Below are 18,779 nucleotides of genomic sequence, written 5' to 3' on the forward strand. Positions count from 1 at the left end.
ACTGGGAGCCTTGCTAACCCATTGGTTACACGTGACTGAGGCAGATTTTGACAATCTGTGGCTGTTAGTAACTATTACGAATCTGACCACGCTATTGCCCTTACCGTTGCTGTTTTTACTGCCCAGCGATTCGGCGGTGTCGGACGCTGATAATACGGCGCTGGAAACGCTGGATGGATCGACCACCGAAGAAGAGTCACCAGAGCCAGCCTTGAGTTCTTTATAGATTTGGAGCCGTGCAAACAGGCTGCCGATGTCCAAATATGGCCAGTGGGCCAATGTCTATTTTCACTTTTTTTACCGCCTACACATGCAAACTCTTCCCTCTCCCAGCGCATCTACAGATTTTGATATGGACGATTGGCGTAGCGGCTATTGTTCACAGCCTAATGAGTACGCTTATGAAATCGATGAAATTGAGGGGACAATCCCTGATGAGCTAACTGGAACGCTATTCCGCAATGGTCCAGGGTTACTCGACATTGCTGGCCATCCTGTGCACCATCCCTTTGATGGCGATGGCATGATTACGGCCATTTCTATTTCGAAGGGCAAAGCTTTTTTTCGTAACCGCTTTGTGCGGACCGAAGGCTATGTCAAAGAACAGGCGGCGGGTAAACCTCTGTACCGTGGTGTATTTGGTACGCAAAAACCAGGCGGTCCGTTCGCTAATGCTTTTGACCTGCGCCTGAAAAATATTGCCAATACTAATGTCATTTACTGGGGCGGCAAACTGCTGGCTCTTTGGGAGGCGGCTGAGCCTCATCAGCTCGATCCTAAAACGTTAGAAACATTAGGGTTGGATTCTTTAGAGGGGGTATTGAGGCCTGGAGAGGCATTTTCAGCCCATCCTCGAGTTGATCCGGGGTGCGATCGCACACCTCGCCTAGTCAACTTCGGCGTCAAAACCGGCCTTTCCAGCACAATTACCCTCTACGAATTTGACCTCAAGGGTCGTCTGGTACACACCCATCAGCACAATATCCCAGGGTTTGCCTTTTTACACGACTTTGCCATCACCCCCAACTACTGCATCTTCTTTCAAAATCCGGTCAGCTTTAGCCCCATACCGTATCTAGCCGGTCTTAAGGGCGCCGCTGAGTGCATTCAGTTCAACCCCAAACAACCCACGCGTGCCATCCTGATACCTCGGGATGGCACCAGTCCCATCCAGACCATCGACCTCCAACCCTGCTTTGTGTTCCACCATGCCAATGCCTTTGAACAGGACGGCAAACTGTACCTAGATTCCATCTGCTATCAAGAATTTCCCGATCTTAAAGGGGCAGAAAATTACTTAGACGCCGATTTTAGTCGCATTCCTGAGGGGCAACTATGGCGTTTTGAATTGGACCTGGCCACCAGCACCAGTCAGGCTGAGTGTCTGATTGAGCGAGGCTGCGAGTTTCCGGACCTAAACCCTGAGCACGTCGGTCGTCCCTACCGCTATCTGTACATCGGTGTTGCCCATCGAGCCCAGGGTAACGCCCCCCTCCAGGCCATCCTCAAACGCGACTTAGCAACAGGTCAAGAAGAGATTTGGAGTTTTGCTCCCCGTGGCTTTGCGGGTGAACCCATCTTTGTCCCGCGACCTCAAGCAAACGCAGAGGATGATGGTTGGGTATTAGGACTGATTTACAACGCCGAGCGTCGCTGCTCGGAACTCGTCATTTTAGATGCTCAGCGGATTGAGCAAGGGCCGATTGCTATCCTCAAACTCCCCCACCATATCCCCTATGGATTACACGGTAATTTTGCGCAAGATCTGACGTGATGGTTTTGGCCAGAGCGTCTTTTACGTAGAACACCACATTGATAGGCTCCTTATCCGTAGGGGATAGCACCTATTTATGCCATTCAACGGTTGACGTCCGAGCACAGGCGGGAACTATGCGTACGTCATCTAGTAACAAGTAGCACCCGTACCGCCAATGAGTCACGACCAAGCATCAGGGAAGGAAACCCTCAATTATCGACTACGTCCTAACGCTGACGGCGTTTGCCTTGATGTTTGGGAAAACAGTCCTAATTTCCGACCTGGCCAAGCATCCTACCGATTTTTTGTCACCTATCAGCTTAAGTCTGCTGCTGACGCTCAAGTTATCCTAGATAGTTATTTGGTGGCTAATGATGTGTACCAGGCTGCACCGTCCAACGAAACAGTCACACCTATTCACCTGAGAACGCTGGTAGACGCCCAGTCACTCTGAGGTGCAGCAGATGATTTTATTTATCAGGCATCTCGGGTTCAGCCAGCTGTCGCTGCGTTTCTTCTAAATAATAGTCACCCAAATCTGCCCCATTAATCACTATTGCTTCATAGCGTAAAACCCCATCCACATAAACCTTAGCCCCCACAGCGGGTGCCGGCTGCTGGCTCATCACCCAGACTTGTCCGGTACCATCATCCAGCTGGTAGAGCCAACCATTCAGAATTGCTAATCGTTGAGTGACCGCTCCCGCTAAGGGCAGTGACCGCTCAACGCGCTGCGGCTGTCGCAATGACTCAATGGCGACAGTCGCTCTTGGTAACGATAGGGCAGGAATCCGAGAACCGGATGGCGCTTGGCAAGCTACACACAAAGCCATTAGTCCCACACCTGTACCCAATAAAGAAAATTTACGGTCAAAAAAATACATCGCTGATGCGGCCATGTTTTGGTCGGGGGATAGCCTTTGGTAATCTGAGGACAGCCAATGTGGCTAGTATCCCCTAATCAACTAGCTCCATGGGCACTGTCGCCCATAAAGTTAGCAAATTTTTCATGGCCCAACGGTTAGATGGCAAAGCACTTGCGCAAAAGATCCAATCTCAGCTAACAGCCGATATCACTAGCGATCGCAAGTCGATGGAGCGACCGCCGGGCTTAGCCGTTGTCATGGTAGGAGACAACCCGGCTAGCGCCGCTTATGTGCGCAATAAAGAACGCGCCTGTGAGCGGGTGGGTATTACCTCTTTTGGCTCACACCTACCGGCTAATACCGCCCAAGCCGATGTAGCCGACCTGATTGATCAACTGAACCAAGACCCGCGCGTAGATGGCATTTTAATTCAGCTACCCCTCCCCAACCATTTAGATGCAGTGGCTCTGCTCAATCGGATTGATCCAGCCAAAGACGCCGATGGTCTGCATCCTGAAAACCTGGGTCGCTTAATCCGGGGCGAGTCTGGCCTTCGTAGTTGTACCCCTGCAGGGGTCATGGCTATCCTCAAGGAGTACGATATTGAGCCAGCAGGGCAAAAGGCCGTGGTGCTGGGTCGTAGCATTCTGGTAGGCAAACCCATGGCACTCATGCTACTAGAGGCTAATGCCACCGTGACCATGGCCCATTCTCGGACGACAGATTTGCCTGAGCTATGCCGTCAGGCTGATATTTTAGTGGCTGCCGTTGGCCGTCCAGGAATGATTAATGCTGACTGGGTCAAACCAGGAGCCGCCGTTATTGATGTCGGCATTAACCGCATTCAAGATACGACATCAGACAAGTCCAAGCTGGTGGGCGATGTAGACTTTGATAGTGTAGAGCCCATCGCTGGGGCAATTACTCCAGTGCCTGGTGGAATTGGCCCCATGACCGTGACCATGTTGTTGCAAAATACATTATTAAGCTACCGTAAGCGATTTAATGGTTAATTAATAGTTAGCCTTTGCACGCGATCGCACTTCCACATAATTAGGTTCGTAAGTCGCCAGGTTCGTACTTATCTTTTCTTGTAATCATGATCACCACTGATGTCGCTGCTGATTTTGACCTCAAAAATTACCTCACCACCCAGGGTGCCGAGGTTGAAGCAGCTCTCGAACAGTCACTAACGGTGGTCTATCCCGAAACCATCTATGAGTCCATGCGCTATTCCCTGATGGCAGGGGGGAAACGATTACGACCGATTCTCTGTTTAGCCACCTGCGAACTGGTAGGAGGAACGCTGGCACAAGCCATGCCCACGGCCTGCGCCCTTGAGATGGTACACACGATGTCGCTGATCCACGATGACCTACCGGCCATGGACAACGATGACTATCGCCGGGGCCAACTCACCAACCATAAGGTCTATGGTGATGATGTGGCGATTTTAGCCGGGGATGCCCTGCTTGCCTATGCGTTTGAGTTTATTGCCGATCGCACTGAAGGTGTACCGCCCAAGGCTGTTTTAGAGGTGATTCGTCGCCTGGGACGCGCTGTTGGTGCGGCTGGATTGGTGGGGGGTCAAATTGTGGATTTGGCATCTGAGGGCAACCCCGATACGTCCATCGAAACCTTGAATTTTATCCACATGCATAAGACAGCTGCCCTCCTGGAGGTTTCTGTCGTAGCCGGAGCGGTGTTAGCCGGCGCAGACACTGATACTGTGGAGCGGCTTTCCCGCTATGCCAATAATATTGGCCTGGCATTCCAAATCGTAGATGACGTGCTGGACATTACCTCTACCCAGGAAGAACTCGGTAAATCTATTGGGAAGGACGTTCAGGCTCAGAAAGCTACTTACCCGAGTATTTGGGGTCTAGATGAATCGAGAAAGCAGGCCGATACCTTGATTCAAGCAGCCAAGGACGAACTGAGCCCATTGGGTCCCTCACAGCAGCCTTTGGTTGCGATCGCAGATTACATTATCGCGCGCACGCACTAATATCTCATCAACATCTACATCCATATGGAAGCCTTTAGCGAGATTTTTCAAAACCACGTTCTTGTGGTGTCCTTAGTAGCCTGCTTGAGTGCCCAGCTGCTGAAGTTGATCATCGAAGGCATTACTAACCACCGGCTCAATTTTCGGGTCCTCGTCGAAACAGGCGGCATGCCCAGCTCCCATTCAGCCCTTGTTACCGCCTTAGCCTGTGGTGTTGGCCAGACCATCGGCTGGTCAAGTCCAGCCTTTGCCCTGACAACGGTATTTGCCGTCATCGTCATGTATGATGCCGCCGGAGTCCGGCAGGCCGCAGGCAAACAAGCACGGGTGCTCAACCAAATTGTGGATGAGTTCTTTAACGAGCACGAATTTCAAGAAGATCGGCTCAAGGAACTCTTAGGTCACACTCCTGTGCAGGTTGTAGCAGGGGCCGCCCTAGGCGTTTTTATCGGTCTGCTAGCCGCCCCTGCTTATTAGAAAACACGCAAAGAGCATAGAAATTAATTTGAGGCCCGTAGCTAGCGAATAGTATCCGTTAGTCTGATCACCTGCTGACTATCAACCAAAAACGAGGTCAGGCCACTGTCAACTAACTGCTGTAATCTAGCCGCAGCTGCCGATGTATCTGTCGTATGGAGCACCAGTAAATAGGGCTGCTGGAGATACACAGCTAAACCAACATTGCCCTGTTGAGCCAAATTACGACCAATGGCAGGATCTTGCTGATAGTCCACCAGCACAGCCACACCTTCACCCAGCAGCGTCGGCTGGTACAGCATCGGTGCGCTTTCAGCGACGGGCTCATCTGGGGCAGTTGGCTCTGGAGAATATGCCGTTGATTCTACAACCACCGTCTCCAGTTGTTCAATGTCACTCATATATAGAGCCCAGGAGTTAGCCACCTCCAGAGAGTCAAAGCCTCCAGCTCGGACAACGGTATCCCCCAAGTAGTTACACACTAACGTGGGTTTATCGACGGGCAGTATTGACAGGGTGCGATCGCGCTCCGATTCATCAGCACCACGCACCAGCAATAGATACTCACCACTCGCTGGCGGTGGGCAATCAGGATAGCTCTGGGCCATCCCTTGCCCAGCCCAACCGCTACTCAGCAACACAATGATTGCCCCACCTAGCCACCGATACCCCATAGCCATATCTCCTAGATGACTAAACCGTTTTTACACCAGAAACCACATTAGCCTTAGGAAATCGTCAAGATCCTAAAGAGCTAGCTCAGCTATCAACCAGTCTCCGCTTGTTCAGACCGCAGCCGCCAAGGATGCCAATGGATCACTCACGGATGCCAACGGGGCCTTAAACTCTCCAGTCGCAATATATTCCAGCCGCAGCTTCAGCCAGGTGATAAACACCTTATCCGTTGAAACCACCGCTGCCGCAGGTTGTGGACAGCTCGATTTAACCGTTGCTAGCTCAGGCGCTTCCAAAAAAGCAGGCTGTTTAATCAACCAAAAATCAATCTCTTTTTCTTGTTCTTGATAATAGCGTCGTCGCTCTTTGAGAACTTCCTCTAGAGGCTCTTCCTCCAGGAGAAAGCGCTGGCTTGCTACGGCGTAATAGTATGTCGTCATACGTCTTAAAAACTTTTAAAGTCGAGGAGTCCGCTAGCGAACCCAGTTTGCAAATCCAATAGACAGGATTCTAGCAGGGAATGCAGACTCTCGTTAGCATGCGTAATTAAACCTTGCGCGCTATGGAGCAACGCCCACACCTAGAAATCAACCGGTGCTGCCGCCACCGGACGAGGAATCTCATCTTCCACTAGCACATAGCTATCGTCGTCATCATCTTGGAAGTCATCATCCACCTCATCATCCTGGAGAGCAGCATCAGCTCCGTTAATGAGCACTCCCAATAAGCGAATATCTTCATTCAGATCGAGTTCTTCAAGGGCAGTATTTAGAACCGCTCTCTCCGTCACCCCAGGTCGGGCCACCAGAACCATGCCATCGGTTTGCTCTTCTAAGAGCAAGGCATCATCCACACGACTCAAGGATGGCGTATCCAAGATCACCATATCAAAGCGCTCGCGAGCATCGTCCAAGAAACGACGCATCTCACTTGATTCTAAAATTGCGGCTGCCTGCCGCTGAGGCCCAGGACTGGGGGAAACATACAAGTTCTCAATAGAAGGCACCATGCGAACATTGTCACCAATGCTGCCACCGTAGTAGCGTAAGGGTTCTAGCAAGACACGGTCGTCATTGACTAACCCCAGATACTGAGCTTTAGAAGGCGATCGCAAATCTGATTCAACCAAAAGCGTACGACGACCAGCTTGGGCCGCAGCAATCGCTAAGTTATAGGCAGTGATGCTCTTCCCCTCATTAGCAATCGTGCTGGTGACCAGCACCACCCGAGGACCAATCACGCTGTCCTCAAACCCCGTCAAACGGAGCTTACTTAAACAGCGCTCATAGCTGCTGTGATACTGAGAATCCGCCTGCACCAAAATAGGAGCCGCTTTAGCAGGTCGCGTTCGAATCACCGGAATTGCCCCCAGTATAGGCATATCCTGATCGCGCAATAATTTCTCTAAATCCTCAGGTGTGCGGATAGTACCATCCAACATATCAAGCAAGAAAATGATACCTCCGCCTGCCACTAGACCCAGCAGCCCCCCTGCCAGCAAAATCGTCGCAGGATTTGGCTTTTCAGGCTCATTAATAACAGCTGTGGGCGGGTTAGCTACCGTTAAACTACTGACGGTTTCAGCTTCCGCCGCCTCTGCATCAACAATACGCGCCTGAATTTGATCATAGAGCAACTTTTTCAGCCCTACTTGGTTGGCCAACCGCTCACGCTCTAACTGCAGGTTGGGTAACCCAGCATAATCACGTCTTAAATCTTGCTCTACTTTTGCCAACGTCTGATTTTGACGTATTAGCCGCGCCCCTTCTCGTTCTAAATCAATCAGTTGATTCGCTAATGCAGCCCGCGCAGGGTCCAAATTTTGATTGATATTGACGGCAGCCCCTTGAGGCAGCGTAGCCAGTTGACGACTAAGACCTGGAAAAACCTCGTCTACACGCTCAGACAACTGAGCACCTAAGGTTTGTTTTGTAGTATTCAGCTCAAGAACGGCAGGATGACTGTCCCGATACCCAGATGCTTTGAGCTGCTGATACTGAGTATCAATCCCGTAAAGCTGAACACGCAGATTGGCAATAATGGGATCCGCACTCAATGCCGATGAAACATAGGCTTCTGTCGGTGACATGCCGAGACGCTGCTGCAGGCTCTGCATCTCAGTCCTAATATCCTCAATGGCAATTTCATTTTGCCGTCTTTGCTGCTGCCCACCGGAAATTTGCCCCAGCAAGCTACCATCTTCAGCCGCTTGAATCGCCGGACCTCTTTGACGATCATATTGCTCTAATGTTTGTTCTGCTTGCCTTAGAGCGCTTTCAATGGGGGGTAAACGCTCATTGAGCGCATCAATAATCGCCTGCAATCTAGCTTTATTACGAACTCGACTGAGTTCGACCATGCCCTGGAACAAGGTATTTAGAACAATTGTTGCCGTTTCTTCATCGTCATGAATAAAGCGAACAACGGCCCTCACCCCAGGCTCGTCCTTCTTGCCACCACTGACAACAACGGTCGTATTCCGACGAATTTCGTCCGGTGCTAGCTCCACACCTCGAGTCACGAGCTGGCGGGAAACCTCCTTGAGCAAAACTTCAGGCAGTAGCTGGTCTTCACTGATAATTCCTCGCCCCAGCTGATCAATCGTATCCGCTGTATTCGTCAAAGAGACCAGGGGGGAATTATCCACTAACATCCCCTCAGCATAATATTCAACCGGAGGTGGCGGCTGCAAAGCAACTACGCCGGACGCACCCACAATCGAAAGCAAACAGGTTAGTCCAGCCCACTTATATCGCTGAACAGCTAACAGATATCGCTTGATAATAGGAGATACCATGGCTTCGCGCTGGATAAAGAGAACTAGATAAAAGGCTTGGGATATTTCTCAGATATAAACCCACAAGCTATAACAGGTCTAATTTTTTACATCCTGATAGCTAAGGAAAGCATAGCTTAATCCAGTAGTTGCTGTTGCTGATTTCAGGGATAAACCGATCTATGAAATGCGGTACTAGCCAATGTTTCTCAAATGAAATCATAGTTCGGAGTAGCAACGGCCAGTAACTTACATCGCTAAGCATACATGCCGTAAATACAGCACCTCCCAGTCATTATTAGTTAAATAGATCATTATCAAAGATGCCGTCAAAAAAGAGTAGAAAGCTCAATACGTCTTGGAAAGGCTGGGTAATCGTATCAATTGCAAAGGTAATCCGATTAATAAAATTCCGACCTACGACAATGACGTCATTATCTCTGAGCGGTGGGTTTTGGGTTGGATCACCATAGATAGCGTCTTTGGCATTCAGCTTGGTAACAATAGTCTCACCTTGTTCTGGATCAAACCGAATAAGCGCCACCGACCGGAGATTAGCTTGATTGAGGGGTAAACCCAGGCCATTGCCGCCTCTAACAGCATCGCCCACTAAAGCATCAGCAAATGTACTGCCATTGGGTAAGCGTTGCCCTCCAACTGCACCTCTAGGATAGTTCACAACCCGAACTAGAATTTCAGGCTGCGCCAGGGTGGAACGCGAGACAAAGTTAACATCATAGTCATAGGCCTGGGCTGGATCTAGGCGAGAAACAATGACAACGTCTCCATTCTCTAGACGCTCTTCCGGTAGTGGGACTCCATCCCGGACAGGCGTGTATAGATCGAGCGTTTTCTCAATCACACGATTGTTAGATAAACGCCGCTGAATACGGATTTCCCGCAAATCAGCTGTACTACGTGCCCCTCCTGCAGCCAACAGGGCCGCTGTCACCCTTGGGGTAGCTAGAGGATATAAACCTGGACGTTCAATTTCACCTAGCATAATCACCTCCACACCGCGCTGGGCAGTCAGGGTTAGCGTCACATCAGGCACACCATATTGACGAGGGTTATTCGCTCGCAAGGCCTGATAACTTGAACCAATACGCTGATTGAGTTCTAACTCTGCCACCTGATATGGCAAACCTTGGAGAGCATTAGCCAGCCCCAGGGAACGCACCTCAGATAAAACGACATATTGGTTATAAACAGCTCGTACCCTATTCTCTGCCTGATTGAGGGTAAGCCCTTCGAATGAGACAGCGCCTTCAATAGGTAAAATCACATTTCCCTGCTGATCAAGTGTGGCTTGAAATGAAAGATCGGGAAACCTCTGTACACTGGCAAAAATGCCATCGCCCGGACCCAGACGATATTGCTCAAACGCGTCTTCCACCGGTTCCGGCGTAGAGCCTGTACGGATACGAGGGTCTAAGTCATCAAGAGTGGGGCGGAGATCTAAGCGCTCAACCGTAGGCTCTCCAGAGCCTGGATCGACCTCAGACGGAACAACATCGGCATCCAACAGAGTAGGGTCTTCATTTGGCGGCGGCACGGATGGGGTGAGGGGTGTTATTTCCTCTGTAACCCTTTCGGAGGAAGTTTCTTCAGAGATACCTTCTGCAGGCAACGGATCGAGCTGAGCCAAGCTAGGTTTCTGCCACAGATACCAGCAAACCGTACTTAGCAACAGCTGCATAGCCAAGGCACTGGCTTTTCGCAAGGAACACGGTTCATACATCGCGTTAGTATCTTTGAGCAGAGCCATATTAACTCAACAAAAATCAATAAAAGTATATATTTGACTACAGATAACCTATGAGAACGATACGTTTTGCAATGTAGCCACTGTAGCCTATCTTCATACACCATCCGAAGATGATCTAGCAGCCGTAGCTTCGATTAGCGTCTAACGATGCTACAGGTCAGCAGAAAAAACAGTCTCTCCTAAAGATGTTTGCACCAGCTGACTGAGCTGCTCTAAATCAGAGTAAAACAGCGATATATCACCGAGTGGGGGCATGGGTACCAAGACACTAACCGCCACCCAGGGGAGACGCTCGCCTCGTTTCCACTGATATAACTGATCTTGCCAAAACCAGTGATGCGGTGCTGGGTGACCACCGTGGGGTAAGGCATACCATTGAGCCACGGCAAAGGTTTGACTGGATGTCCAGGCCCGAAACGTATCAACGCGTAAAGGCCCCATGCGCAAGCGTCGATGGTTAGAAGTTTGCCATTTTTGAGCCCCTTTTAGGTCAATCCACTCCACTTCAGGCTGGTCTTTAGACTGGCCTTGAGGTTTTAGGAAGAGTATCATTTGCTCTGGAGCAGCGTTATTCGTAGGGGTCAATTGCTGGACTGACCACTGATCGCCACCGATAGCAATTTTTTGCTGGAACTCTTCAGACCAGCCTTCTAGACTTAACCCAGTTTCTTTTAAGCCTCGCACCAGACGAATTTGAGGCACGTCTGGAGGTGATTGCCAGGGCCACTGACCAGACAGGTATTGAGGAATAGCTACAGCCGCAATGATAGCCGCGAGGACAGCAACGACTAGCCACTTTAGCCGAGACTTAGATTTAGGAGCATCTGAGGATAAAAATGACAGAGCCATCGGCTAGAACCTTATGAATGGTCAAAATGAGCATTTTGAGGGGTTATTGCACAGAAAACTGGTAACGCCCTTGATTAAAAAGCTCAAAAGTCGAAGGGTGGTGGTGACGACATGGAAGTAGTACCGGCATCTTGAACAGTCACAGTTGCTAGGGTGGCAGGCACGTGGGTTTGGATTGCATTGACAATCAGGACTAATGCGCCCAACATCACCGCAGAATAGACATCACCACCCCAGCTTTCATGCAGCCAGTGAAAGGCTGCTGTCATACTGTGGCCATGGAAAAAGGTCAAAATCGTATTGCGCAGGATATTGCCAATCACGCTAACTGAAATGATGCCTACAAAGAATATGCCTGTGCGTAGCTTGGACCGATATAAATCGGTCCAATAGGTGAGAATTAACCCCATATACAAGCTTGTAAAGAGCATCTTTAAGCCTGCGCAGTGGGGGGCGACCTCTACAAGCTGCTGATTCATGCTCAAGTAGATGTTGTTGACCTCAACCTCATAGCCCAAACCATGCAAAATAGTGCCTGCCACTGTGGCAATAAACCTCTGGAGTGGCAAGATATAGGGTTCAATCAAATAAGGTAGCTGTGTAGGAGTGGAAAAAACGATCAGCACCAGGGGAAAGAGCATCAGCTTCAGACCCGCTGGCCCCTTTAGACACAGTAAAAGGCCTGTCAGCATCAGGGGGAATGACAGGTTAACTGCATCCATAACTCCACTGGTGTAAAAGACAAAGGCGACCGCTAAACACACAACGCCTGACCAGTGGAGCCGATCAACCAGCTGATGCCAGGTTTGCCGCTTGTCCCACACTAGTTTGAAGGCAAGGGGAATTCCTAAAATTCCATGGCTGAAGTATTCATGCTGGATACTAATATTTTTGTTGATCCAGCCATCCCATACCCAGTGAAATAACAAAGGCCCATAGAGGATGGCTAAACAGCTGAGAGTTGCTAGCTCAATTGACCACCGTGGAGATTTTGTTGGAGGAATGCTAATCATACATTTAGTAGTTTTTTTGAATTAGTAGGTTTTTAAGATTCAGTTTTTAGGTCAACACGGGACAGGTTTGGACCAATCCCACAACCGTCTTGGCAACATACGCCAGTTGGTCATCGGTCATACCGGGATACATCGGTAGTGAGAGTATTTCTTGACTTAGCTGCTCAGCAATGGGGAAATCGCCAGGCTGATAGCCTAAATGATGAAAGGCAGGCTGCAAATGGCAAGGGACTGGGTAGTGAATACCGGACTGAATATCAGCCACCGCCAGTTCCTGCTGCAGACGCGTGCGATCAATAGGACACTCACGGGTTAGACGAATCACATAGAGATGATAAACATGACCACCGCCGCTTTGATTTGCCATGGGAATTAAGCCCTGATTCGCTAGGGGTTTGAAGGCATCATCGTAGAGTTGGGCTAAACGATTGCGATCGCAGTTCCAAGCCGCCAAATGCGCTAGCTTTATGTTTAATATATCGGCCTGTAAGGTATCTAGACGACTGTTCGTTCCGCCAGGGTCGGTGTGGTAGTACTTACGGGTTGAACCATAGTTACGTAGCGATCGCACTGTTTGGGCGACCAAATCTTGCTGCGTAACCACCATGCCGCCATCGCCCATCGCCCCCAGGTTTTTACTGGGATAAAAGCTAAACGCTGCGGCTAGTCCAATGCTCCCAGTCTTTACCCCTTCTCGCTCAGCTCCATGGGCCTGGGCGGCATCTTCAAAGATGGTAACCCCGTGGGTCTCAGCTAACGATCGCAGACCACTGGGCGACACCATTTGACCATACAGATGAACCGGGATAATGGCACGGGTTCTCCGGGTAATCGCCCGTTCTGCTGCCGCTAAATCCATCAGCCCTGTATCTAGCTCACAGTCCACAAAAACAGGCGTCGCCCCAGCCTGTAGCACACCAATTAACGTGGCCACAAACGTATTGACGGGTAGGATCACCTGGTCCCCAGGGCCAATGCCACACGCCCGTAAACCTAAGGTTAATGCGTCGGTACCTGACCCCACTCCGACACCCAATTGAGCCCCGCAAAGAGCAGCAAACGCCTGCTCAAATTGAACCACAGCGTTCCCCAAGATATAGTCCCCTCGCTCGGCCACCGCCGCCATCGCCGCTAGGAGCTGTGGACGCAGCGGAGCATGCTGTTGGGATAGATCAACAAAGGGGACAAAATGTGGATTAGCCATGGGGTGAAATTACGATTGGACGTTGATCGCTGCTCCTACCGCTGTGGTTGGCGATGGTTAAATAGACATATACGTAATTGATATTTATTAATATTCCCCAGACAGAGCATCCCCCAGACAAAGACATGGAGGGCTCAGGAAACACAATCGGCAGCCGAGCCTTTCCCTAAATGAGATAGCTACATACAAGCTGCCTGCTGTTTCATTTAGTCTCTCCTGTTTATTTGGTTTAGTGGGTGGTTGGACATCCCCAGATCTTAAAATCTCCATGAAGCCTGATAGATAGCTTCATCTCTGCTTGAAAATTGACGAGGGTTGTTCTGAACACTATGGTGAGCGGAACCTGTAGTGAGACCTGACAAGTGATACCTGACAACGTTGCTATTTACCCCACCCTATGGACACCAAAACAGCCCGCTATGTCCTGATGACCCAGGCAGATGTCACCGTAACCGACTCATTTTTGGGCCGTCTCAAGCAACACCAACCGCCAGTACCAGGGCAAGTCACCTCGTTACTCCTCGCCCTTAACACCCTTAGACAAGATCTGAAAACAGCTCAAACACTGGATCGGACACTTGTGTATGCCCTGCACCAGCTAGCCTATGAAAGTCGTCAATGTTACGAGCAAGGAAAACAGGCCAGGGTGGAGTGGCCACCGATATTAGATGCTGATATTGAACGGATTGCGATCGCAACCGCCCAAATTTTTAAGGGTGAACCGGCATAGGCATCCCTTTTGTCGCCACCCCCTGGTAAAAATAGCCCATCACCTTAGGCAGGGAGGTGGCATAAAACTCCTCTATGGCCACCTGCTCAAACACGCTATGCACCAAACTACCCATGGGGCGATCCAGATGGCAGCCATCCGCCATCCGGCGCTGTATCGGTGTGAGCCTACGCTGCCAGAGACCCACACCTGACTCCGGACTCAGGCCATGCTCAATAAAGAAAAATTTGCCCCCTGGCTTGAGGACACGGTAAACCTCGGCTAGGGCTTGCTCAATATTAGGAATGCTGCACAGGGTCCAAGTACACACAACGGCGTCAAAGCTATGTGCAGCCATAGGTAGCGCCTCTGCCTTGGCTGTTTGTAGATTAATTTTCACGGTGGAGGTTTGGATGCGAGGGTTTGCGATCGCAGCCATGCCCTCATTTGGATCAATCGCCGTTAAAGACGTCACCCTATCACCGTAATACGGCACATTCAACCCTGTACCAAACCCAATCTCTAACACCTCACCCTCCACAGATTTCAAAAGCGACTGACGGTAGCCACTGAGTTCCTGACCTGACATCGAGAGATCCAACAATCGTGGAAAAATCAGCCGTGAATAAATCCCCATGGGCTACCCTCAAAATCTCCCATCACATCAACTCAAAACATCCATACCCCTACCCAGGCTAAATAGTAGTATCTTGTTGACTCCACCGCTTATCATCAACGATTCTATGGACTCACTGAAGGGACAAGATCTGCTCAGCATGGCAGATCTCAGCAGCGCAGAGCTACATGGACTATTAGAGTTAGCCGCACAGCTTAAAACCGGAACTAGCCACCCCCAGTGTCCAAACAAAGTACTGGGTCTGGTATTTTCCAAGGCCTCTACCCGTACCCGTGTCAGCTTTTCAGTCGCCATGTATCAGCTTGGGGGCCAAGTCCTAGACCTTAATGCTGGAGTCACTCAAGTAGGACGCGGAGAACCCACAGCCGATACCGCCCGCGTTCTCGATCGCTATCTAGATGTTGTCGCCATTCGCACCTTCCAGCAGTCTGAAATCCAAGAATTCGCAGACTATGCCACTATTCCCGTCATTAATGCCCTGACCGATCTAGAACATCCCTGTCAGATTTTGGCCGACTTGCTCACCTTAAAAGAAGCTTTTGGTAGCCTAGAAAATTTGACCATGGCCTATTTCGGGGATGGCAACAATGTCGCCCATTCCCTAATGCTCGGGTGTGCCCTGGCCGGCGTGAATATTCGAGTGGCCACACCCGAGGGATATGCTCCCAATCAAACCGTCGTCGACCAGGCCATCCGGCTTACCCAAGGGCGCAGTGACGTCATCATTACTACCGATCCTCAAGCTGCCGCCGAGGGCAGCCATGCTCTTTACACCGACGTTTGGGCCAGCATGGGTGAAGAATCTGAGGCAGCATCCCGGATTCCTAAATTCCAGCCCTACCAAATCAATCAATCAATGCTGACCCTAGCCGATAACCAGGCCATCGTAATGCACTGCCTCCCCGCCCATCGTGGCGAAGAGATTACCCACGATGTGATGGAAGGTCCTCAATCGCGTCTTTGGGACCAAGCAGAGAATCGTCTCCATGCACAAAAGGCATTACTAGCCGCTATTTTGAGCGCAGATTAAAGCAACAAACAGCCGTCAAACAGCCTAGAATTAGCACCCCCAGAGCACCCGAAAGAGGATTACCATGGATGCCCGTCACCCATTCAGGCGCGCGTCCCGACGGCACGACTAAATCTCCCACGTCCACAATGTAGTAGCCCCACACCAAGCCTCCATGTAACCCAATGGGTAACCCTAAACTGCTAAACCACGGACGCCGTGGACGACTGATATATCGGCTAGTCGACAACAGCAACCCCAATAAGAGCAAGCCTAAAAACTGCGGGGATGTCCTCAGCACCTCGGGTAACGGTTTGATGAAATGGGCCACTGCAAAAATACAGCTACTCCACAAAAGCGCCTGGGTTCTAGACACGCCTGTGCACAATTCAGCTAGCAACCAGCCACGAAATAAAAGCTCCTCAGCAATGGCGATGCCCAACCCCACCGCCAGGCCCTCCAACGCTATCGGCATCACCGACCTGGGATGAAAACTAGCCCAGCCCAGCCCAACCTCTAAGGCAAATAACACACAAACAAGACAAAACCCACAGAGTAATGCAGCCAACCCGTCTCTGACAAAACGTCCACAGAAAAGCAGGCCGTACTTTTCAAAAGGTCGCTTCCAGCCGTGTACCCCATAGCCCCAAAACCAGGCATGGCAGACAAAACCAATGTATAGGGCAACAAGCGCCAGGGTACTAGCAGCCTGGGCCTGGGCAAATAACTGCCCTAACCCATAAATACAGACAGCACCGGGAGCCCAAAGGAGCAATAATGTCGCAAAGAAAAGAATAATTCGCCAGAGCAGTGACGCACGAGCCATGCGGCGATAACACATTAACCACTGCATCATGGTGAGTCAGACAACCATTACTAACACATCGGTGACTTCACCATAGGACACCTACTCGTCGGGCTCAATAGTACTGGAGAGGCCTTTCGAGCACAGCATTTCACTGTAAAACTCAGCATGCTCTAATTCACAAACAATCACCAGGCCCACACCAGCGTTATGGGCCTGCATCATAATGTCAACCGCCTGGGGTACTGAAAGACTGGGCACGGTCTTAACCAATGACTCGACAACATACTCCATGGAGTTGAAATCATCGTTGTGCAATAAAACCCGATAGCGGGGGGCATGTTGCCGCTTGTTGGAAGTAACTGTCTTTTCAATTGTGCCAGTAGACACCATGGCTTTATTACTCGCTAATCAAGCAAAATTCACATCATACACAGGGATACCTCAGAATGGAGGCCCAAATAAGCCACACGCACACTGTTTTTAATTTTAACCAGAACTTATAGAAAACCTCGACCAAAAACCTCTAACCAGATAACGGATAAGGGATTGAGAAAAATCAAAAATTCAGACCCACTTTAAAAGTAACGAATAAATAATTTACGAAAACGTTTCGAAACACGCTTAATGGTAGCTTATTAGCTAATTTAACAAAAATTGAAGTTTTGCATCTAATACAATTAGAACAGTCATCTATGTGGTTACTCATCCCTTGCGGAGTCAAAGTTTGAGACGGCAGCCCACCTGGAAAGACTCGTCTATCGTTTGTTCGTTTGATTGAAAAAATATTTTTTTCAAAATGGTTAGTATAAATCCTGGACAAATTGTTTATCTTGAATGCTTGGATCAGCGACTCTATGCTGAAGCTATCCAGGTCGCTGGATCAGTACGGCTGTGGTGTCGACCGTTAATGCTGGTCTGTCATCTTCCCTACGAATCCCGACATCAACAGCAGATGATTGCAGAAGCAGCGACCGATCCTGAAACATGTAACCTTGATCTCTACGATCTTAAAACTGCTCCCGACCTAGTCTGGCCTATTGAGCGATTTAAGATGGCCTTTGATACAGATTTTTTTGCATTGCTATTCCACCTACGGCTCTCAGACGAGAATAGCGGCCCTGAAGCTTTAGCTAAGCAACAATTTCAGCACTTCATACACACATGTTGGAGTAGCGGCAGCTCTGACAATCAAGCCCCTAATCCACCGGCAAAGTTGATCTCAATTCGATAAGGATCGATTGGGTCCGCTCTAACTGATGCTATCCAGACGGGTTAAGTGTTGTACTCCTACCCATCACTTAGCGCACTGAACAATTAGCGCACTGAAGGAACTAGCTTAATACGGCCTTCATCCATCTCACTCATCAATAGCTCAAGAGCTTCATAATCTACCTCTGATATGTAGCCTAACCGAGAAAGCTCGGAATTGATTTGCTCTTCAATATCGGGAGTTAGCTGCTTCGTGTAGAGTGCTTTCTCTACCAGTTGGCGAATGGCAAACGAGTGCATAAGGTCTCCTAACAAGCTTTTGAACAGTGTCTACACTCCAAAGGTTAGGTTTTCCAGTTTGAAAGATAACCTTTTCTATCTCAAGTGAAACGTCTGGTGTTGGTAGCCTCAGTGATGCGGATCACTAACTCACTCTGGTTACTGGGATATCTATGGAGCAGGTAACGATCCTTACCGTTTGACGTCATGACTTACTAGAAACTTCAAAATAACGTTCCGGAGATTAAGATTCCGCGAATAGACCTGGGCGCTCTGTGCAAGCTGAGATTGACCAGGCTAGCTTCAAGAATATGTGAAGAGGTCGTAGTTTACCCCCATTCCAATCTAAACAGAACTGATAGGAGACTGATTATGTATAGCGTTGAGACATCAGTTAAGGTTGTGCGGCCTCGAGGCGCTCTAACAGCGGCAACCGCTGACGCATTCAGAAAAGAGATGTTGACAGCTATCACATCCAACGCCAGTGAAGTAGCTATTGATATGGCAGCCGTTGACAGTGTGGACAACTCTGGACTAAAAGCCATATTGGCGGGCTGTGACACCGCCAAACGGCATAGCAAACGACTTAGTCTGTGTGATGTTGCACCCCCGGTGCGTATCGTTTTGGAACTAGTACAGATTGATCGAGCTGTCTCCATGATTGATCGGCGATCCTTGCAGGCTGCTTAGCTCGAGGTCCATAGATATTCCCGTAGATATTAACGGTTAAGTTCCT

Annotated in this window: 21 protein-coding genes and 1 pseudogene; 10 read left to right on the top strand and 12 right to left on the bottom strand. The window is 49.7% G+C overall.

Annotated elements, in window-relative coordinates:
- The 3 genes and pseudogenes from IQ260_RS06325 to IQ260_RS06335 form a co-directional block, all read left to right on the top strand.
- Nucleotides 1–226, top strand: a pseudogene (locus tag IQ260_RS06325) (folate/biopterin family MFS transporter); the annotation flags it as partial.
- A 27-nt stretch (nucleotides 227–253) separates the two neighbouring features.
- Nucleotides 254–1,774 (top strand): carotenoid oxygenase family protein, encoded by a 1,521-nt coding sequence (locus IQ260_RS06330; RefSeq protein ID WP_322744907.1) that lies wholly within the window; start codon nucleotides 254–256, stop codon nucleotides 1,772–1,774.
- Nucleotides 1,775–1,931: 157 nt separating this feature from the next.
- On the top strand, nucleotides 1,932–2,210 hold the full coding sequence (locus IQ260_RS06335; protein ID WP_193991906.1) for a hypothetical protein: 279 nt from the start codon (nucleotides 1,932–1,934) through the stop codon (nucleotides 2,208–2,210).
- 16 nt (nucleotides 2,211–2,226) lie between these two features.
- Here the strand turns inward: IQ260_RS06335 and IQ260_RS06340 are convergent, their stop codons facing one another.
- Nucleotides 2,227–2,655 carry a hypothetical protein gene (locus tag IQ260_RS06340; protein ID WP_193991908.1) on the bottom strand — a complete coding sequence of 143 codons (429 nt, stop codon included), beginning with the start codon at nucleotides 2,653–2,655 and terminating at the stop codon, nucleotides 2,227–2,229.
- 110 nt (nucleotides 2,656–2,765) lie between these two features.
- Here IQ260_RS06340 and folD point away from each other — a divergent pair, with 110 nt between their 5' ends.
- The 3 genes from folD (at nucleotide 2,766) to IQ260_RS06355 (ending at nucleotide 5,107) form a co-directional block, all read left to right on the top strand.
- Nucleotides 2,766–3,635 (top strand): bifunctional methylenetetrahydrofolate dehydrogenase/methenyltetrahydrofolate cyclohydrolase FolD, encoded by an 870-nt coding sequence (folD, locus tag IQ260_RS06345; RefSeq protein WP_193991909.1) that lies wholly within the window; start codon nucleotides 2,766–2,768, stop codon nucleotides 3,633–3,635.
- Nucleotides 3,636–3,721: 86 nt separating this feature from the next.
- Nucleotides 3,722–4,630 (top strand): geranylgeranyl diphosphate synthase CrtE, encoded by a 909-nt coding sequence (crtE, locus tag IQ260_RS06350; RefSeq protein WP_193991910.1) that lies wholly within the window; start codon nucleotides 3,722–3,724, stop codon nucleotides 4,628–4,630.
- Nucleotides 4,631–4,654: 24 nt separating this feature from the next.
- Nucleotides 4,655–5,107, top strand: coding sequence for a divergent PAP2 family protein (locus IQ260_RS06355; protein WP_193991911.1), 453 nt, complete (start codon nucleotides 4,655–4,657; stop codon nucleotides 5,105–5,107).
- A gap of 41 nt (nucleotides 5,108–5,148) precedes the next feature.
- Here IQ260_RS06355 and IQ260_RS06360 read toward each other — a convergent pair whose 3' ends face one another.
- From IQ260_RS06360 to IQ260_RS06390, 7 genes are all read right to left on the bottom strand, one after another.
- A complete protein-coding gene (locus tag IQ260_RS06360) occupies nucleotides 5,149–5,781 on the bottom strand; it encodes a hypothetical protein (RefSeq protein WP_193991912.1) in 633 nt (210 codons plus the stop codon).
- 111 nt (nucleotides 5,782–5,892) lie between these two features.
- A complete protein-coding gene (locus IQ260_RS06365; RefSeq protein ID WP_193991913.1) occupies nucleotides 5,893–6,222 on the bottom strand; it encodes an MgPME-cyclase complex family protein in 330 nt (109 codons plus the stop codon).
- Nucleotides 6,223–6,362: 140 nt separating this feature from the next.
- Nucleotides 6,363–8,579 (bottom strand): GumC family protein, encoded by a 2,217-nt coding sequence (locus tag IQ260_RS06370; protein ID WP_193991914.1) that lies wholly within the window; start codon nucleotides 8,577–8,579, stop codon nucleotides 6,363–6,365.
- Between the two features lie 277 nt (nucleotides 8,580–8,856).
- On the bottom strand, nucleotides 8,857–10,326 hold the full coding sequence (locus IQ260_RS06375; protein WP_193991915.1) for a polysaccharide biosynthesis/export family protein: 1,470 nt from the start codon (nucleotides 10,324–10,326) through the stop codon (nucleotides 8,857–8,859).
- Between the two features lie 150 nt (nucleotides 10,327–10,476).
- Nucleotides 10,477–11,175: a cyanoexosortase B system-associated protein gene (locus IQ260_RS06380; protein WP_193991916.1), complete on the bottom strand. Its 699-nt coding sequence runs from the start codon at nucleotides 11,173–11,175 to the stop codon at nucleotides 10,477–10,479.
- Nucleotides 11,176–11,258: 83 nt separating this feature from the next.
- On the bottom strand, nucleotides 11,259–12,188 hold the full coding sequence (crtB, locus tag IQ260_RS06385) for a cyanoexosortase B (protein WP_193991917.1): 930 nt from the start codon (nucleotides 12,186–12,188) through the stop codon (nucleotides 11,259–11,261).
- Between the two features lie 46 nt (nucleotides 12,189–12,234).
- Nucleotides 12,235–13,392: a DegT/DnrJ/EryC1/StrS family aminotransferase gene (locus tag IQ260_RS06390; RefSeq protein WP_193991918.1), complete on the bottom strand. Its 1,158-nt coding sequence runs from the start codon at nucleotides 13,390–13,392 to the stop codon at nucleotides 12,235–12,237.
- Nucleotides 13,393–13,789: 397 nt separating this feature from the next.
- Here IQ260_RS06390 and IQ260_RS06395 point away from each other — a divergent pair, with 397 nt between their 5' ends.
- Nucleotides 13,790–14,122 carry a Dethiobiotin synthetase gene (locus IQ260_RS06395; RefSeq protein WP_193991919.1) on the top strand — a complete coding sequence of 111 codons (333 nt, stop codon included), beginning with the start codon at nucleotides 13,790–13,792 and terminating at the stop codon, nucleotides 14,120–14,122.
- On the opposite strand, the gene IQ260_RS06400 is transcribed toward IQ260_RS06395, so the two are convergent.
- Nucleotides 14,103–14,738, bottom strand: coding sequence for a class I SAM-dependent methyltransferase (locus IQ260_RS06400; protein WP_193991921.1), 636 nt, complete (start codon nucleotides 14,736–14,738; stop codon nucleotides 14,103–14,105). The two genes, IQ260_RS06395 and IQ260_RS06400, sit on opposite strands and share 20 nt — an antisense overlap.
- Before the next feature lie 106 nt (nucleotides 14,739–14,844).
- On the opposite strand from IQ260_RS06400, the gene argF reads away from it, so the two are divergent.
- Complete coding sequence (argF, locus tag IQ260_RS06405) at nucleotides 14,845–15,768, top strand: ornithine carbamoyltransferase (RefSeq protein ID WP_193991923.1); 924 nt, start codon at nucleotides 14,845–14,847, stop codon at nucleotides 15,766–15,768.
- Here the strand turns inward: argF and IQ260_RS06410 are convergent.
- Complete coding sequence (locus IQ260_RS06410) at nucleotides 15,749–16,603, bottom strand: CPBP family intramembrane glutamic endopeptidase (RefSeq protein ID WP_193991925.1); 855 nt, start codon at nucleotides 16,601–16,603, stop codon at nucleotides 15,749–15,751. The genes argF and IQ260_RS06410 overlap by 20 nt on opposite strands.
- A 51-nt stretch (nucleotides 16,604–16,654) precedes the next feature.
- Complete coding sequence (gene clpS, locus IQ260_RS06415; protein ID WP_193991927.1) at nucleotides 16,655–16,945, bottom strand: ATP-dependent Clp protease adapter ClpS; 291 nt, start codon at nucleotides 16,943–16,945, stop codon at nucleotides 16,655–16,657.
- A gap of 406 nt (nucleotides 16,946–17,351) precedes the next feature.
- Here clpS and IQ260_RS06420 point away from each other — a divergent pair, with 406 nt between their 5' ends.
- Entirely contained in the window at nucleotides 17,352–17,786 is a 435-nt protein-coding gene (locus IQ260_RS06420) for a hypothetical protein (RefSeq protein WP_193991929.1), read from the top strand.
- An 83-nt stretch (nucleotides 17,787–17,869) separates the two neighbouring features.
- Here IQ260_RS06420 and IQ260_RS06425 read toward each other — a convergent pair whose 3' ends face one another.
- Nucleotides 17,870–18,064: a hypothetical protein gene (locus IQ260_RS06425; RefSeq protein ID WP_193991931.1), complete on the bottom strand. Its 195-nt coding sequence runs from the start codon at nucleotides 18,062–18,064 to the stop codon at nucleotides 17,870–17,872.
- Between the two features lie 351 nt (nucleotides 18,065–18,415).
- Here IQ260_RS06425 and IQ260_RS06430 point away from each other — a divergent pair, with 351 nt between their 5' ends.
- Complete coding sequence (locus tag IQ260_RS06430) at nucleotides 18,416–18,733, top strand: STAS domain-containing protein (RefSeq protein WP_193991933.1); 318 nt, start codon at nucleotides 18,416–18,418, stop codon at nucleotides 18,731–18,733.
- The last annotated feature ends 46 nt before the right edge of the window (nucleotides 18,734–18,779 follow it).

The sequence above is a fragment of the Leptolyngbya cf. ectocarpi LEGE 11479 genome (assembly GCF_015207065.1).
Taxonomy (GTDB): Bacteria; Cyanobacteriota; Cyanobacteriia; order Phormidesmidales; family Phormidesmidaceae; genus Leptothoe; species Leptothoe ectocarpi.